Raw genomic sequence first — 16,939 nt, 5'->3', positions numbered from 1 at the left:
CACGCGCCCGCCCGATCACCCATTGCGGAAGGAACCAAATGCCCAAATCCGTCGCGGAACTCGTTGCAACACTCCAGTACACAACTGGTCCACACCGTGGCGTCATCCACACTCGGAATCCTGCCCTGTCGGTGGGCGGCTCGATACCGCCACCGTCGATGTCCGCCGGGGAGGCGTCCTCGGTGTCAGCGGCAGCGTCCATGTTCGACTACTCCGATGCCTGCGAGATGTGGCGGCATCTGGCGGATCCGGCACCTGCCAAAACCAAGATCACCTCGATCGATGACGACGCACTCGTCGCCTCACTTGATCCGGAGATGATCTACCACGTCGAGGGGATCGACTGCATCTGGCGAAATGGGCGGGACCCGCGGACGTATTGCGAGGTGCCGGCACGCGCGGTGCTGGACCATCTGCTCGACATGCTCGATAACCAGCACGGTCTGCTCGCCGATCCACCGACGAGAGCCCACGATCTGTGGAACTTCTTCGTCAGGCCCGAAGAGGACGAATACTCTTGGGGGCCATTCACTGTCACCAATTCGCGTGTGACGGAAAGTATCGGCCCGTACACTGGGTGGAGGTTGATTCTCGGAGGACAGGTGCGCGTGGAGCCGCTGGGCCGGAACAACTTCCGCAGTCCCGAGCAGGTTCGCGTCATCCAGGACGTTGTCGACCTGGCCGGCAGCACTGCCGACGACTGGTGTGACGCGCACGACGCTCTGCAGGCGGACGATCTCTCCGGCTCACGCACAGACGCCGTCGCTGCCAAGGTTCTCGCTAGTGGACTCGGTTCGGACGATCGACGCCTGATTCGAGAACTGCTACTGGATCTCGTGCTGTGGCAAGCCGGGGTGACGAGCGGAACGTACCCGTGGAGCTATCGGTACGAATCGCTCGGCAGCTTCATTCCGAGGTCCGAAACTGCGCGCGGATCGACGTACCACTCGATAGGACTCGACGGGTCTGGCCAGAAGATCTACATCCATTCCAGCGAGTCCGGTTTCGAATTCTTGTCATATGTGGGGGAGAGCATACCGGCCATATCCGAACCTGCACTGCGCGTGACAGTTTCACAGGACCACATCAGACGGCTGTGTGAAAGTCTCGGTGTTCCTTCGTATGCGCACCCCCTTCCTGTGGTAAGTCTGTTCGCTGACGAGATCTGCGTGCTGGGGCCGCAGGAGTGGCTGCGGCGCAAGGGGGCCAAGGATTGGACTGAGGATCGTCCTACGCCCGTGCCGACTCCGTCCGCACACGATCTTGCGAGCGATTTCGTCACAGCAATGCATCGGCCTCCTGCAGGCGGGCACGGTTCCGGCGTGGGACTTCCCGGCAAGACGGAGTTCCCGACAACCTGGTCGAATGACACGGTGATGGTCCGGGTCAGGGAGACCACGGTCGAGCCGCACACGCGTAGCGTCATCGGTTGGACGGTGTTCGACGAGGGCGAGTTCGACGGCGTCTGGGTGTGTGTGGTTTGGCGACGTCAGGGCGAGCAGTCGCGCCTCGTCACCGCCTACCCCGTCGCCGGAGACGACGTCGTGTTCAACGAGTTTCCGGACGACTACCCGCAGAACCTGGTAATTCCCGCAGCGTGGGATGTCTGCGACGACGTGAATTCGGCGCCCGAGCAGGACACGCACCTGATCCGCAACGCCGGCGCGTGTAGTGAACCGTATGAGGCGATCCTTGCGGCTCTCCACGTTGCTGAGAAGTTCCAGATACTCCTGCCGCTCGAGCGTATGAACACACTCGCGCAGTTGATGTTCAGCGGCTTCTTCGATGACTCCGACGAAGACGAACTTGTCGAGGTGTTCTCGGGGCTGGCTACTCGCGACTACCCCGACAACAACTGGGGTCCGCACTGACTCACCCAATCGCACAATCATGTACCGCACGACTGAATCGAGGTCCCATGCTTATTTCCCCGACGACCGACCGCATCCCCCATCCGCAGGATGCCCTCGCCACGTTCGCAGTCGCGAAGAAGTGGCAGCGAGCCGCAATTGTCTGGTCATACACCAATGATTCGAACGGAGCGATGACTGTCCAGGAGTTCGCAGATCTCGGCATCGTCAATCTCACTTCGGAACAATTCGTCACGAAGTATCGAGACGCATGGCAGTCGGTCATCGACCGCGGGTTGTCTACGCCGCTGACCTTCGGAGACCAAATCCCCCCTATTCCGCTGGGCTGGTCCCAAACAGGCAACCCACACATGAGCGGATGTACCTGTGGCTGTGGCACACCCTGACGACCTCAGCGGAGCCGCCACACAAGTAGGGCACAGGACGCGAAGGATCACGACAACTTCATGACGCCGACACGCATGCAATGTTGCGAACGAGTGCAGGTGGGGATCGCTCAGGACCGCGGGTTCCACCGTTGCCTGAGATCATCGAAGGTGGGCGTCGGTGGTCGCTTCACTCGTGTGGAGGAACCCTTCTGGGCCCGCTTGCGGGGAGGCGCCGGCACCTGTTGCTGCGAGGTGGCGGACGCTGGCCGCCTACGGGACGCCAGCGCGTGTAGTGCCGCGCGACCTTCAGTACGGATCGTGGCGACGCCTGCGACTTCGCGCGGGACTTCACAGTCGAGTGGCTTCGCGTTCAACCCTGCCAAAGACCTTCGAGCGGAAGCAATCTCCTCCTCGAGACGTAGACAAGTCTCGCACCGCCAACCGTCCTCGAACTCCTGAACCTTGCTGTTCTCGTGACAGACTCCGCATCGTCGGGGACCCCGATCGATCACCTGCATCGGCTCGGGAGCGGGCTCCGGCTTCGTCGTCGATGCGGCGGCCGCAGGAGGGTTTTCGCGCGTCGGCGCGGGTGTTGCTTTGGCGACGGACACCGTATTGATCCGAGCCAGTTCGGACTCGAGCGCTGCCACCTGAGCGCGCGTGCCGGCGAGCAGGCCGGAGAGGGAATCCGTGAGACCGTCTGGCGACTGCTCGAGGTAACGAAGCGCGACTCGCGCCCCTTCGATCTCGGTTTCGAGGTCGGCGACTCGCCGACTGTCCGTAATCGCTGTCTCACAGGCATTCAGGCCGCCGGCCGGGAGGGTGGACTCCCCGAACACCGCCATCGCCAGTTCGGTGCGGGCGCGGTTCCAGTTCAGTACGAGTTGCTGGAGGTCGACTTCGAGGGATTCCTCTTCGCGGACGAGTTCGAGCGCGTACTCGAGTTCGTCTGCCAGCTTTTTCGCTGCCGCCCTAGCCGTCTGCAGCAGGCTGTCGAGCTTGTCTGTTGGCGTGGTCAATTCAGATCGTCTCCAAGCGTTGGATGCACTCGATGCCGAGTTAGGAGCAGTCGCCGGGCTCTCCGGACTTGACGACGGACAGCATGGCGTCACCCTCCTCGATCAGAGCCCCCGGTGCCGGGTTCTGCTCGACGACCACCCAGTTGCGATCGGATAATTGCACACGCCCCTTGCCTGTTGCGTCCTGGCTGCGGGAGTAGAAGACGCCGGCTTCCTGGATCGTGTCTTGAGCGGCCTGCAAATTCATGCACGTGACGTTCGGCATGAGCGCCACGGGCGTCGAGGTGGAGGCGGTCGACGGTGCCACGGACTGCTCGGTGTTCAGGTCCTGCACGGCGGGGGCAACCGGCATCGCCACCGGCGGAGTTGTGGGCTCCGGCGTCACGGCAGTGCTGGACGGCGACTCGGATGATGCTTCGTCGGTTCCACCGCTGGTGTCGCCCAGGATGGCTATCAGAAGCAGTGTGACGGCGACGAGGGACGCGGCGACGACGCCCTTCCGGACGGGCTTCCTTGCTGGTGGCTTGGGCGGGAGTGTGAATGCTGCCGTCGTGTCTCCTGTCAGGAACGCCTCGTGGCCGGCCTGTGCCCTGGCGGCGAGGGCATCGCTCTCGGCCTTGACGCGAGCAAGATGATCGCGAATCGGCCCGCCGACTGCCAGGTACCACAGCCCCCCAGCGAGCAGAAGGCCGATCACGGCCAAACCGATGTCGAGTTGGATGACGCCGTCGATCGCCATCCAGGTAAACAATGCGGCGAAGAAGCCGGCGACGACTCGGAGATAGGGGCGGATGATGTTCATGTTGCTCCTGGTGTACCAAGGTATGGGGCGATGCCCGCCGACTGGATGCGATTGCGGCAGAAACCACCGACATTTCGATGGACTCCGACGGGCGCTCCTTCGCAGAGTCGGTTCGTGAGAACCCACTCCGTCATTGGCCCAAACCTCGCCGACAGAGTAGGTGCCCGTAAAGCCGGCCCCTTGATTCCGTGACCAGCGGACCGGGCCGGTCGCAATCTGCGACGCTGTTCGTCAGATTTCTTTGTACTCGAGGTCGGGCCAGAGATCGAGTAGCGCACCGACGAAGGCCGTGCGCACATACTTTCCACGGAAGTTCGGCCTCTCCCCCAGGGGCTCGAACGCCGATTCGATGTCAGGCACGGTTACCTCGAACTTGGATCTCTGTACGAGGAGGTAGTAGTACCGACGGGGTGGCGAGGCGAAATCGTCGGGATAGGTGTGGACGAGCCTGCCAGGTTCGTTGACGGCCCCGGTTCGGCGGGGACGACCGTTCTTGGTGCCGTCGACGGCGATGATGTACTCGTCCTTGCCGTACATCACCGAGTCCGCGCCGACCCCACAGAACATGTCGATCCGGTAGTCGAGGTTGTCGACGATCCCGTACTCCTCGGAAAGTCTGTCGGCCAGGTCCACTGCCTCTTCCGTCACATCGACGTCCCGGGCCAGCGTGCATAGGTGCAGGAGCCTCGGGCGCGTGGGTCTCTCGCTGTCGTAATCGGGCTCGACCTCGTCTTCACCATCGGATTCAACCCCGACTTCGTCAACGTCCTCGTCGTCCGGTGGCGTGGTTCGATCGATACCGAAATCTGCAATGAGATTCTCGAGCGCGGCCTGTTTGAGCGGTGTTGCCTCTCTGTTCAATTTGATCAGCGCAATACGGACCTCCTCGAGGCATTCTCCGTCGGCGAGGGCTACCGATTCGAACAGTCGCGTAGCCGACGACTGCGACAGGTTTGCCGATCCAATGACTGCGAACGCGTCGTGTTCGGCGCCGACCGCTTCAGCCAAGATCATCTTGGCGTGCAATCCCTTCAGCGAGTAAACCTTGACACCCGCTTTGACCCAGTCGAGCAAGACACGCGGGTCGGTCGAGCCGGACCGAACCGTTTTCCGGTCGGCGTCGACGATAATCGCGGATCCACGTTGAAGACCCAGGATGGTCGACGCACCGCTGCCCACGTAAGCGACGGCAGCGGTGATCGACGTTGAATAGGGCGCGAGCAGAGGGGTTAGTTCGTCCCATATGCTCCGACCTGCAATGACCCGTGCGGTGCGGTCACCGAGTACGTCGGACATTCAGTGGCCTGCTTTCGGTTGGAAGTCGAGCAGACGCTCGAAAAGCGGGGGCAGCGACCCATCCTCGAGAGCGCGACCGGTGGCCCATGCCGAGGTGCGGTCGACACCGATGTTGCTGGTGATCATCCCGAGGACCTCGGCGGAACCGAGATGCGGGGCAAGGTTCCGAATGCCGCGCAGATTCAGTAGGTCCCGGCCCCCTTCCCAGGCAGCCCAGTCGAAACCGGCGACGATCAGGTTGTGGTCGTGAAAGAATCCGGCGGCCTCGCCGATGAGCGGAGATTCAATGTCGGCAAATTGGTCTGCGCCCGTCCGACTCTCGTCGATCACAGCATCTCCTCGACCTGGCGCTCCGCGTCGCGGACTCGGAGTTCGCCGGACATCAGGCGTGGGAGGAGGGCGTCGCGAGTTACAGCAAGGGTTTGCGACTCGGCCTCCGCCGAGCGGACGACCGAATCAAGTTCCGAAAGGCCTGTTTCGAGCTCCTCGAGGTTGCCTTCGCAGACCGGAATTTGCAGGTTATTCAGTTCCTTCCCGTTAATTGAGCCGAAGACCGTGCCACCGCTTTCGAATGGCTCCCACAGACGCGATGATGCCTTCAACGTGTGAAACAGGATCGAGGGCTGACCGACCTCCGAACGAAGTGAGGCAAGGCCACGACCAATACAAGTCGGTTCAGTAGCAACGTTCAATTCGCCAACTGGCGCTCGAACACTCATCAACGTATCGCCGGCCTGTGCCATACGTTTCGGGTCGACCGTCCAGAGACGATTCGTCGGAGATCGGAATCCAAAGTCACGGTTACCCTGATAGAAGACAGTACCGTTTCCCTCCTCATTGAAGGACTCGCCGGGCGGAGACTGCCCCATCGTCACAAGGGCAACTTCCGAAACTGCCACCGTCGCCGAATCGGAGAGACGCGACCGAACCAACGTCAGGGCCAACGCGTCCGCAGTACGTATGAGCTTTCGGTTCGCGGCGATCTTGTCGTCGAGGGCGCCGAGGATCTCGGCGATGGCTCGTTGCTCGGCAATTGTCGGTAGCGCTGCAAGTTTGAATGTCCTGACATCAGCTACGTTCAGGTGCAAAACCGTTGAACCGGCAGCACGTTCATGGAACTGACGCTGCATAGCGCGAGACCCGAGTAGATAGAATAGGTACTCGGAATTGACACGTTCGGCGTCGGGCCGCAACAAGACGGTGCGCTGTCCGGGCGCGACGTTCTCCTCATCCGGAACCCTCACGATCGGTCCAACCGGGGCCTCCCTCGCGAACAATAGGTCCCCAGTCTTCGGACGCATTCGGCGTGTCCAGGCATCAAAGGTGTCGCGTGAAATCCTTCTCGCCTGCGAATAGTCGATCACGCCATCACGCATGGCTGGCGTCCCGACTGCAAAGTAGTCGCCACTCTCGTCGATCGGTGCCGTCTTGTGCTCGCAGTCGACGATCGCCATGCAGACGGATTCAAGAGATACCGTCTCATGCTTCACAGCACCCTCCTCAACTGCTCACGTACGACAGCCTGCAACCGCGCAGACTCGTCGAACTGCTCGTAGAGCTCCTTCGTCAACCGCTCCAGCTTTTCCGCGATCGGTTCACCGTCGTCCTCGATCGGTGCGGCGCCGACGTAGCGACCCGGCGTGAGCGCGTAGTCCGACTCTTTGATCTCCGCCAGTGTGGCCGAGTAGCAGAAGCCCGGTTCGTCGGCGTACTCGACTCCGCTCGCGGATTCCATTCCACGCCAGGCATGGAACGTGCCCGCGATCTTGGCGATGTCGTCGTCGCTCAGGGCTCGTTCGGCGCGATCGACCATGTAGCCCAGGTTGCGGGCATCGATGAACAGCACCTGCCCCTGGCGGTCGATCTTGCCCTTCGGACCGACGGCCTTGTCTTTCGCGAAGAACCACACGCACACCGGAATGCCGGTGCTGCGGAACAACTGCGTCGGCAGCGCGATCATGCACGACACCAGATCGGCCTCGACCAACCGTGCGCGAATATCGCCCTCACCACCGGAGTTCGACGACATCGACCCGTTCGCCATGACGACACCGGCGCTGCCGCGCTCGGACAGCTTCGAGATGATGTGCTGGATCCACGCGTAGTTCGCGTTGCCCGCCGGCGGAACACCGAACTTCCAGCGCCTGTCGTCTTCCTTGCGGGTCCAATCCTTGATGTTGAACGGCGGATTGGCAAGGACATAGTCCGCCAACAGATCCGGGTGCTTGTCCTGCGCGAACGTGTCTTCCCACCGGTCCCCCAGATTGCCGGTGAGTCCGTGGATGGCGAGGTTCATCTTCGCCATCCGCCACGTGCGCTCGTTCAACTCCTGCCCGTACACGGCCACCTCAGTCGGGTTGCCGCCGTGCCGTTCGATGAACTTCTCCGTCTGCACGAACATGCCACCCGAACCGCAGCACGGGTCATACACCCGACCGCTGTACGGCTCGAGTATCTCGACCAGCACCCGCACCACACCGGCGGGCGTGTAGAACTCGCCGCCCCGCTTGCCCTCGGCGCGCGCGAACTTCTCGAGGAAGTACTCGTACACTTCACCCAGCAGATCCCGGGCCCTCGTCGCGCCGTGACCGGTGAACCGGGTGTCGCCCAGCAGGTCGATCAGTTCGCCGAGACGGCGCTGGTCGACACTGTCGCGGTTGAAGATCGTCGGAAGGGTGCCCGCAAGAGTCGAATTGGTCTTCATCAGCTCGCGCATCGCGGTGTCGATCAGCTCGCCGACCGTCTGTCCCTCGACGCCCAGATCTTCCTGAATGCCCTTCGCGTTCTCCGCGAGGAATGACCACCGTGCCGTCTCCGGCACCCAGAACACGCTGCTGCCTACATACTCGTCTTCATCGTCGATCAACGTCGCGATCTGCTCCTCGTTCATCTCCTCCGCGAGCAGTTCCGCACGGATCTGCTCGCGGCGCTCGTCGAACGCGTCGGAGACGTACTTGAGGAACACCAAGCCCAGGATCACGTCCTTGTACTGGGAGGCATCCATGGAGCCGCGCAGTTTGTCCGCGGCCTTCCACAGCGTGTCCTTCAGTTCCTTCATCGTCGACGGCGCGGAAACTGTGTCCTTCATGGCATTCTTCCTCGGGGGCATCGTCAGCCTTTCTCTGTGACGGTCTCGGGTGACGGCGTAACGGTGAGCGCACCGTGCGCCACTCCGTCCGCCAGCGTGGTGGTCAAGTCTTCGAGGGTGTCGAGCAGCGCGCTGGCGGCGGCGCGGCGGGCCCGTAGGTCGGCCAGTGCGGCGGTGACCTCGGCCACATCGTCCGGGCGCACCCGTGGAATCTCCCACTGTCGCCACGCCGACCCGCCACGGATCGCACCGGACGGCTTCTCTGCAGGGCCTCGCGAACGAATTTGTCGGGCAGCGAGTTCCGGGATCAGCCCCGACATCTGAGGATCCGCGATGCGTAGGATCCGTGCGGGCCATTGCACCACCGATGCGCCCTCGTGATCCACCAGGGCACCGAACGCCGAACCGGTGCAGAAGACGATGTCGCCCGGCGCGGTGTAGCGGCCGCTGGCGTACTTCGCGGTGAACGTCAGTCGGTCGATCCCCCTGCTACCGACCGCACAGCGCCCCGACACCTCGTCCACGCCGATCACCGGCACGGTGCCACCCGGTTCGATGTCGTCGGCATCGAGGCGGTTCCCCGACACCACGCGCAGTTCCTTGGCGTCCGCCAGCTCGCCGGCGGTCATCACCCGCCTGCCGTCGGGGTCCCGATATTCGACCCGCAGGTCCAGTCCCGCCTCGACTCCGGCAGCGGCGACGTCGGCGGCACCCACCAGTTCGAGAACCTGCGCGGCGATCTCCGCGGGATTCGGCCGCAGACGGTGGACGCGTGGCAACGCGGTCAGCCTACCGGCCTCCGCCAGAAGATCCGACGTCCGACGCGCATAACCGAACCGGAACGCGTGCGCCCGCACCGCTCCCGACGACCCCATCGCGGCTGTGACGTCGGCCAACACGCCGTGGATCACGTCGTCGGACAGTTCGACGGCACCGAGATCGGCCAGCACGATATGGCGGTCGGTCGCGGGTACCGAATTGTCGACTGCGCCGAGAACCCACAGTGCCATCGACAGGCCGGGGCGCGCGGGCAGCAGCCCTTCCGGCAGCCGGATCGCGGCGCGCAGATGGCCGGATCGGAGCAGCCCCGAGCGGATCGACTCGCACTCGCGATCACGCAGTTGGTCGACGAGCCCGCCGGCCGGACCGATAATCGCCGCCCGGTGGCCCGGCCCCATCTGCATGGCGATGTTGTCGATCTCGCCCAGCATCTGACCGTCGGTGTAGTCGATCGTCGACGGCGACGGGTACTGCATCAGGAACATCGCCGGCCGGTCGAGGCTCAATCTGTCACCGAACCCGCTGTCCGGCGGTGGGATTCGCTCCGCCCGATGCACGGCCAGCCTCCGCCGCGCCAGTCGTGCGCCCGCGGTATTCGACGCCCCGGTCATGAGAGTCAGATCGCTGTACTCGGGCAGCAACTCCCGAAGTGTGACGAGCAGATCCGTACTGTCCGGGGCTGGATCGACGAACAGTGGATGTTCGCCCACTGCCAATGCCGCGCCCACCCGCGCGCACAATGTCAGGGCACCGGCTGTGAGTGTGGTGTCGGCAAGAGCCGACCACCCTTCCCGGAATCTCCTGGCCATCAGCGCTTCGAACGCACGGTCCGGGGTGAACGCGGCGTCGGCCATCCGATCGACGTGCGCGGCGACCATTGCAAGGTGATCGCCCAGCGCGTCGACCTCGGAGCAGAGGAACTCGTCGTCCGGGTCGAGTTCATCGACCTCGTCGAGCAGAGCGTCCGGATCGAGCTCCCCCAATTGCTCACCGAGCAGTGACTTGACACAGAGCAGGGCCGTGATGCCGTCGGCGAACACGACCGGATCCACGCCGGAGGAGTGCTCGAACGCCGCGTGCATAGCAATGTCACGGGCGAACGCGTCGTTGTTGCCCAACCCGCGCGCCTGGACCCACGCGACGACCTCGTCGGCGTCGAACTTCGCGGTCCGACCGTCGACGGTGACCGGGCAGGGAAAGGGAAGATCGCCGCTGCGGAACCGCTTCGCCCACGTCGTGACTACCGGACGCTGCACCTGCGCGAGGGCCGCGATATCCCGCTTGGTGAGTAGGAGCGTCGACGACGAGTCGGTCTGCCGCACGTGTCGCACTCCCTTCTCGTTGTCTACGTCCCCAATCTGTGGCCGCCCGAGGAATCTAGCCGATCGAAGAATCGGTAGGCGAACCAGGTTCGATGATCTGTTGATAACCGGGGGTATCAACGTTATCCATTGTTCTTGTCGTGGATATCAGGCAGTGTGTCCAATGCCTCGAACCTCGACCAGAAGGAGACGCAGTTGCTCGCAGTGATCCACACTCGCCGAAACCATAGTGTCCGAGTCGAACTGGCCCGCGCAGTCGTCGCATGGCACGCCGACGGCGCAGTTGAGACACGACTGTTCGTCCACGAAGACTCGAGCAATGCGTCCCACTACGGCGCGGGGCTGAATGCCTTCGCACTGCTCCTCGAGATCTCGGACGCGGCGTCGGAGCCTATCCTCCTCCACATCAACGAGAACACCCTCCGCAAGGAGATCAGCGCCGTTGTGGACGCATTCCCGTCGGTGACGATCGTCGGGGTCGCGCGCGGTGCGGTCTTGGATCTCACGCGCGCGGCACTTGAGCTCCTCGATGCCGACAGCCGCGAACGTCAGGCCGCGCGCGAGGAGCGCGAGGCCGCACGCGAGGAACTCGAGCGCGAACTGATCGCGGCGCTGCCGGAACTGACGGTCGCCACCGACGCGTCCAAGTCGCACCGCCGGGGAGTCGGCGTGGCTTGCGTCAGCGAGGACGGCGTCCGCTATCAGAGGATGGTCCCGAACGTCACAACGATTCTCGAGGGCGAACTGCTCGCGATCGAGCTTGCCATTGCCCGGTTCCCTGATCGCCGACTGCACATTCTCACCGACAGCCGGGCCTCACTTCAGCACCTCGGCGTGCTGCAAGCACCGCGACCGTTGTGTGCAGGGGGTGGGGTGAAGGCAGCGGTGGACCGTATCCAGGAGTCGATGCGTGGCCGCGAGATCCGCCTGTCGTGGGTTCGCGGACACAGCGGGCACCTGCTGAACGAGACCGCTGACCGGCTTGCCTTGGCAGTGCGTCGCGCCCACGAGTCCGGTATCCCCACCGAGACCGGCCAGGCGATCGCCCAGCGGATCGTCGAGCCCTTGCTCGGCGCGGCCTGATTCGCGAGCAGCAGCGCGCCCGTACGAACCGCCCTCGATCTCGACTCGAGGGCGCGCTCGTGTGGGATCGGCTCAACATGATCCGCAGGCTATGCTGTTTGGCTGGTGACCGGTGGTCGAGTCAGCCGACCCAGCACATCGATCGGCGCAGTCTCACGGCTCACTCAACAAGCAGGCCCTCAATAATCGCGATGATTTCCGCAAAGCTTTCGGTTGTAAGAGCGTCCGCAAGTGCGGCGATCCCCTGTTCAATCTGTTCCTCAATGCTCACAATGTCAACAGCATCCCCGGATTCAACAGCAGCCTCATCGACGATGACGCCACCTTGGTCGAGGAGATCCGCATCCGCAAGTGCGGCATCGTTGACGTTCGGCGCGCTAACGGGCAGATCATCAATTCCGGGTTCAACGGAATCAAGGTCAGTGGATGCATTCCTGAACGCGTCCACTGCGCCGTCTACACCATCGGGGTCGGCGTCGAGCTGGGTCCGAAGAGCCCGGACTGCTGGTCGGGCTTCGGGAGGCAAGAATTCGGAATCTTCGAGGAAGTCCACGCCCCTGAGCTCGGGATCCGCATCGGAATCGGCAAGTTCCTGCCGCATACGGTCCGTGCCTTCGTCAAGGGCTTCCTCGTAAGCATCCTCGCGTGACAACTCGGGAACATCACTTTTCTCCTCGTCCGACAAAGCGGGCGGATCGTTCCGGTACACGCGTTGAAACTGCGCGTACGCGTCGCGAAATGTCGAATCTTCTAGATTCCCGTCAAAAATAAAACCCTGACGACCTAGCACGTCTTCTAGGAAGTCTTCATAAGACCGCACAGCATCCTTGTAAACTTGGGCTTCGTCAGGAAAGCGGTCCGTGATAACCTTTAATTTTCTGACCGCATCCAGGGCAACCTGAAGTTCACTGGGTCCTCCCTCCGCTACATCTATCACAAGGTTCTCGCCAAAGCCTGGGGGTGGGGCTGCCGGATTTCTGAGTCCAGCGATACCCCGAAAATATTGGGATAGCTGAAGGTCGGTCACATTGAGACGAGCCAGATCAAGATCCTGCTGGAACGCGGCGGCCGCGGCCTGCCCGGCACTGGGATCGCCTTCCAACACAAATCTAAGATCCCGCAATCCCGCGTCAAACATACTGCGCAAGGCAATCTCGGACCTTGCAACGTCGATGAGGTCATCGTCCGCATCCACTAATTGTCCTATAAGTTCTACAAGCGCGTCACCTTGGGCTGCTTGGAGTGGATCGATGAGATCATTGAGCTCCTGGCCCAGCTCCGCGAGTCCTGCGGGATCGTTGCTACGGGAAATCCTATCGAGTACGTCTTCGAGTGGTGCAAGTTCTGAATCTGTCAAAAAACCTCCGCCCTCCTCGGTTTCAGAGCCCTCCTCGGTTCTGCAGCACCCCGCTATCCGTGCTCTGAGAAGACCCCCAACTATTGCGAAGACGCCACCAACCGAGACAATTATTATGTCCGTGGTATCGAAGCTATCCCCGCTGCTGTCTCCGTTTCCGGCGGCAGAGACCATGTTCAGGGCTTCGTCGGCGACTGCGTTTTGGGTTTGGGTGAGTTGGGGATCGGTGAGTTCGGCGTTGTCACCGAAGGGATGCTCGGCATCTGCACCGGCTTCGTCGTCCTCACCGAAGGCCACGTCGGCGTCTGGGGCGAAAAGACCCCAGAAGATCTGGGCGAGCCCGATGCGACCGAACGCGGCACCGGCGAGGGCTGCCGAGGCGCTGTGTACTAGGTGCATGGCGTCGGGGTCGATGGTGATGGTGTCGGGGTCGACAGCGACGTCGCCTTCACCTTGGGCTTGGGTGACCTGGTCCTCGGTGAGTACCCCGTCCTCGCCGAAGCGTTGCGTGGCCTCCTCGGGGCTGAAACCCCAGAAAATCTGGGCCAGCGCGGTCGGTGTCAACCGGCCGAGAAGGGCGGATGCGGTGATCAGTTCGTCATTGATGATGGTGTCTCCGGTGGCCAGGAGATCGTGGGCATCGAAAATCGGCTCGAGGGCATCGTGGAAAGCATCTGGATCTCCGTCGAAGTTGTCGTAGGCGAAGGGGCCGCCGACAGCGTAGTAGGACGCGATGTAATCACTGCGAGCCTGCTCGGCGGCGGCGACCTTGTCCTCGGACAGCAGCTCCGAGCGCTCGACACCGAATGTGGCGACGACGTCATCGTCTGGCATGGGCAGCCAGTCGCTATCGGTGGTGCCCTCGATCTGGGCCAGCCACACGGGGGTGAGGGGCTGGTCATCGAGTGCATGGGAGATCACCTGGAGTTCTCGGGCGGCGTAGAAATTGATCTCGGAGGTTGCGAAATCGCTTTCCGGGCGGCGGGCCAGCTGGTCGGTGACCTGTTGTCCTAGGTCGTGGGCCTGCGCGTCGGTGAACACCTCATCATCGGGGTGTTGCGCGGCGGCCTCCTGCTCGCTGAGCCCGGAGAAAACCTGGTCCATCTCCGCGTCGCTGGTCAGCTGGCCGTCGTTGAGGGTGAACATGATGTTCTGCGCGTCGTTGGCGGTGACCAGTGCCTGCCATGTATGGAATCGGGCGATGGGCCCGGGCAGCGGATCGATCGCGGCGATCGCGGTGAAGCCGTCCTGCGCGCCGGTGGAAAGGTTTTGGATCCGAATAGGGCCGGCGCCGGCGTCTTCGAGGACGCCGACCGCGCTCAGGGCCTCGTTGACACGGTCCGGGTCACCTAGCTTGGAAGCGAGCCAGGCGTAGGTGCCCGGGGGATTGTCGCCGGTGTTTTCCATCGTGGCGACCGCGCCGATCGCGTCGTTGAACCCGTCGGAGTCATCGAGCACACGGTCCGGGGCGGTCTGCAGGATGCCGCCCTCCTGCGCAGCGCGCAGGCTCTCGCGCGCGGTAGCGGCCAGACCGTCCCCGTCGGCGGTGATTTGCTGATCCGGTGCCAACGCGGGATCACGCGTTGGTTGCATGGACCCGATCTCGGCGATCGCGTCATTGAACGCCTCCGGGTTGTCGGTCGCCGCGCCGATCGGGTCCTCACCGCCTAGGTCGCTGATCGCCTCTTCCAGTGTGTGTAGCGCGTTGACCCCGGAGATGACGTAGTCGGGGTCGTTCAGCCCGGCGGTGAGCTTGTCGGTGATGCCCTCGGGTGCGGCCCCTGCCGTTTCCAGGGCACCGAGGGTGTTCATCGCGTTGGTGACCTCATAGGGGTCGGCCAGCGCAGCAGCCAGCGGAACCTGTGGTCGCGGGCCTCCTTTAGTGGTGATGTTTCTGATGAGTATGGATTGTTCAGCAGGGCCGAGGTTCTCGACCGCGGCGACATAGGCGCTGCGGGTCCTCGCGGCTCGGATCGCACCGGCCTGTTCGTCGCTGAGGGTGTCGTCGCCGGGGATCGTCAGGGCCGCTTGTGCTTGGGACAGCGGTGCATCCTGACCATCGACAAGCCCGCCCACCTGTGTCATCTGTGCATCGGTGAACGGTTGACCCTGGTGTGCCTGCATCATCGAGGTGTACTCGGCGGTCATCACACCGCTGGCCACCAACATCCGGGCCGCTAAGGCACCGAGCTGCGGAGGGTGCATCACCCCCCCGACTCCCACGGGACCCAAGTCCACCACCGTTTGGTGATAGAGGGTGTCATACCCGAACGCCGATCTGCTGAAATCGGTGACCGCCTGGCGAGCAACAACGGTCTGCGGTTCACTCAGCAGTACCGCATCATCACCGGCTAGCTTCCTGGCCTCCTCCACAGTCAACGACGCCCAGTTACTGTCCGGTGTGCCGAACACCTGCGTTATCTCGTCGGTGTTCAACACCCCCGCCGTGGAGGCCTGATCGTGTTGTTCCCCGGTAACCGCCGACGACTCCGCCGTCCCGTCGGCGGTTACCCCGAAAGCCGCACGGGTGACCGCATTCAACATGCCCAACGCGAACGCGTGGTTGTCGTCGAAGCTGCCCACATCTACCGACCGGGTCAGCGCCGAATACAGATCCCTGCCGATATTGTTCAGCTCGATGCCATACGAATTGGAGACGTCTTTGCCCTCGTCGTCGACCCAGGCATCGCGGAACCTCTCAGGGTGCGCCTCATTATCGGAATCCTCCAGCTTCCCCAGAGAATTCCCATACGAATCCACCAGCGGATCGTTGCCGTGAACCTCATCGCTATACGGACTCTCCTGCCCCGGGGTATTCCCGGTGAAATTGTTTATCACGTCATCGGAAACACCGGGCTTCAACACGGGCACGTACGGCTGAAGAGTCGCCAGCGGAGTCGCACTGGCATACACATGGGTATTGAGCTTCAACGGGGGACCGGCGAAGGTGTCGGATTCCACGGCCACCCGAGCCTGCCCGCCGGCATCCATAAAGGCTTTATAGTCGGTTTGCATCTGCTCCATGGAGGGGGCACCGTCTGGGTGCGCTGGGCGCGGACCACTGGGAAAGGACTGCTTCCCACCGGGCTCGGTCTTTATCACCCCGTCGCTCGGTGCCTCATTGATCTGCATTTGCACAGCACCTGCCATGCCCGGGTCGGCACCGGACATCTCAGCCAAATCCAAAAACAATTGCGCCGCGTCGGGGTTACTGGCGTAAAGGCTGGCTAAGTTGCTATCCTGACCCACGAACTCGTAGTTCGTGTTCAACTCGGCCAACACCAGATAATCATTGTCACCAGCCATCGCCAGCCCCGCCAACTGGATCTGGTCGTCACCCGCGCGCACCGAACGGTGCCCGCGGAGACCGGCCACCGGGGCGAGACCACCACCGGCAGCCACCACCCCAACGGCAGCCACCACCCCAACGGCAATCGTGCTTACCCCGGCAACGATTCGTGAACGCAGAAACATCTGAGAACTCCGTACTCGCAAACAACAAGAAAGTTCTGGTAGCACCAATCCTCAGGAGGTACCGACCCCAGAACTGAACACAATCATCGCGGCGAACCAGGCCCGCGTATGTCCCCCAAACGTGCCTCCTAACGGACCAACGCGATGTCCCCCGATCGGGCCCCTAGCATGCCGCACTCGCCAGGCGCAGATCCGCGGCTCGCAACGGCGACAGACCTCTCGGCCACGCCGACGATGTCGATCCCGCAGGCGACCACCCGACACAGTCGACGTCGTTCCGAGCGTCAAAAATCCTGCAACTGAGAGACCAGTAGACAGGCCGCGGATCCCGGCTCATCTCGTCCCCGCACCTGCATGACGCGTAGCGGAAGGTGTTGCGGATCAAGGCACCAGCACGCCTGTACGGGTCACCGCAATTCTCATCGATCTCTAAGAATCCACCAATGGGACCGCAGTTTTGGGCACATAACTTCTTGGGT

At 62.8% G+C, this 16,939-nt stretch carries 11 protein-coding genes; 3 read left to right on the top strand and 8 right to left on the bottom strand.

What is annotated here, in order from left to right; genetic code table 11:
- Positions 1-38: 38 nt before the first annotated feature.
- Both RM2_RS12870 and RM2_RS12865 read left to right on the top strand, forming a co-directional pair.
- On the top strand, positions 39-1,871 hold the full coding sequence (locus RM2_RS12870) for an EndoU domain-containing protein (protein ID WP_072689837.1): 1,833 nt from the start codon (positions 39-41) through the stop codon (positions 1,869-1,871).
- A 47-nt stretch (positions 1,872-1,918) separates the two neighbouring features.
- On the top strand, positions 1,919-2,257 hold the full coding sequence (locus RM2_RS12865; RefSeq protein ID WP_072689835.1) for a hypothetical protein: 339 nt from the start codon (positions 1,919-1,921) through the stop codon (positions 2,255-2,257).
- A 110-nt stretch (positions 2,258-2,367) separates the two neighbouring features.
- Here RM2_RS12865 and RM2_RS12860 read toward each other — a convergent pair whose 3' ends face one another.
- The 7 genes from RM2_RS12860 to RM2_RS12830 all read right to left on the bottom strand — a co-directional run bounded on the left by RM2_RS12860 (position 2,368) and on the right by RM2_RS12830 (position 10,546).
- Positions 2,368-3,258, bottom strand: a complete 891-nt coding sequence (locus RM2_RS12860; RefSeq protein ID WP_072689833.1) for a hypothetical protein — start codon at positions 3,256-3,258, stop codon at positions 2,368-2,370.
- A 40-nt stretch (positions 3,259-3,298) separates the two neighbouring features.
- Complete coding sequence (locus RM2_RS12855; RefSeq protein WP_072689831.1) at positions 3,299-4,060, bottom strand: PASTA domain-containing protein; 762 nt, start codon at positions 4,058-4,060, stop codon at positions 3,299-3,301.
- A 231-nt stretch (positions 4,061-4,291) separates the two neighbouring features.
- Positions 4,292-5,356, bottom strand: coding sequence for a phospholipase D family protein (locus tag RM2_RS12850; protein WP_072689829.1), 1,065 nt, complete (start codon positions 5,354-5,356; stop codon positions 4,292-4,294).
- The gene (locus tag RM2_RS12845) at positions 5,357-5,686 is read right to left on the bottom strand and encodes a DUF6508 domain-containing protein (RefSeq protein WP_072689827.1); all 330 of its coding nucleotides are present in this window, start codon (positions 5,684-5,686) and stop codon (positions 5,357-5,359) included.
- Positions 5,683-6,810 carry a restriction endonuclease subunit S gene (locus RM2_RS12840; protein ID WP_084721773.1) on the bottom strand — a complete coding sequence of 376 codons (1,128 nt, stop codon included), beginning with the start codon at positions 6,808-6,810 and terminating at the stop codon, positions 5,683-5,685. Before RM2_RS12840 ends, RM2_RS12845 begins: the two co-directional genes overlap by 4 nt.
- Positions 6,811-6,842: 32 nt before the next feature.
- Positions 6,843-8,465: a class I SAM-dependent DNA methyltransferase gene (locus RM2_RS12835; protein ID WP_072689825.1), complete on the bottom strand. Its 1,623-nt coding sequence runs from the start codon at positions 8,463-8,465 to the stop codon at positions 6,843-6,845.
- Positions 8,466-8,467: 2 nt separating this feature from the next.
- Complete coding sequence (locus RM2_RS12830; protein ID WP_072689823.1) at positions 8,468-10,546, bottom strand: hypothetical protein; 2,079 nt, start codon at positions 10,544-10,546, stop codon at positions 8,468-8,470.
- A 156-nt stretch (positions 10,547-10,702) separates the two neighbouring features.
- Here RM2_RS12830 and RM2_RS12825 point away from each other — a divergent pair, with 156 nt between their 5' ends.
- Complete coding sequence (locus tag RM2_RS12825; RefSeq protein ID WP_072689821.1) at positions 10,703-11,629, top strand: RNase H family protein; 927 nt, start codon at positions 10,703-10,705, stop codon at positions 11,627-11,629.
- Between the two features lie 160 nt (positions 11,630-11,789).
- Here the strand turns inward: RM2_RS12825 and RM2_RS12820 are convergent, their stop codons facing one another.
- Entirely contained in the window at positions 11,790-16,460 is a 4,671-nt protein-coding gene (locus tag RM2_RS12820) for a hypothetical protein (protein WP_139277758.1), read from the bottom strand.
- Between the last annotated feature and the right edge of the window lie 479 nt (positions 16,461-16,939).

Origin of the sequence: Rhodococcus marinonascens NBRC 14363 (genome assembly GCF_001894885.1) — a bacterium.
GTDB classification, from domain to species: Bacteria; Actinomycetota; Actinomycetes; order Mycobacteriales; family Mycobacteriaceae; genus Rhodococcus_F; species Rhodococcus_F marinonascens.
The sequence above is the reverse complement of the archived record's forward strand: the minus strand, read 5'-3'. Positions and strand labels throughout refer to the sequence as shown.

What these genes read in the sequence shown, in the direction of transcription:
- RM2_RS12835 (WP_072689825.1), bottom strand. Translation starts at nt 8,465, where the DNA reads ATGCCCCCGAGGAAGAATGCCATGAAGGACACAGTTTCCGCGCCGTCG.
- RM2_RS12855 (WP_072689831.1), bottom strand. Translation starts at nt 4,060, where the DNA reads ATGAACATCATCCGCCCCTATCTCCGAGTCGTCGCCGGCTTCTTCGCC.
- RM2_RS12840 (WP_084721773.1), bottom strand. Translation starts at nt 6,810, where the DNA reads ATGGCGATCGTCGACTGCGAGCACAAGACGGCACCGATCGACGAGAGT.
- RM2_RS12870 (WP_072689837.1), top strand. Translation starts at nt 39, where the DNA reads ATGCCCAAATCCGTCGCGGAACTCGTTGCAACACTCCAGTACACAACT.
- RM2_RS12820 (WP_139277758.1), bottom strand. Translation starts at nt 16,460, where the DNA reads ATGTTTCTGCGTTCACGAATCGTTGCCGGGGTAAGCACGATTGCCGTT.
- RM2_RS12865 (WP_072689835.1), top strand. Translation starts at nt 1,919, where the DNA reads ATGCTTATTTCCCCGACGACCGACCGCATCCCCCATCCGCAGGATGCC.
- RM2_RS12850 (WP_072689829.1), bottom strand. Translation starts at nt 5,356, where the DNA reads ATGTCCGACGTACTCGGTGACCGCACCGCACGGGTCATTGCAGGTCGG.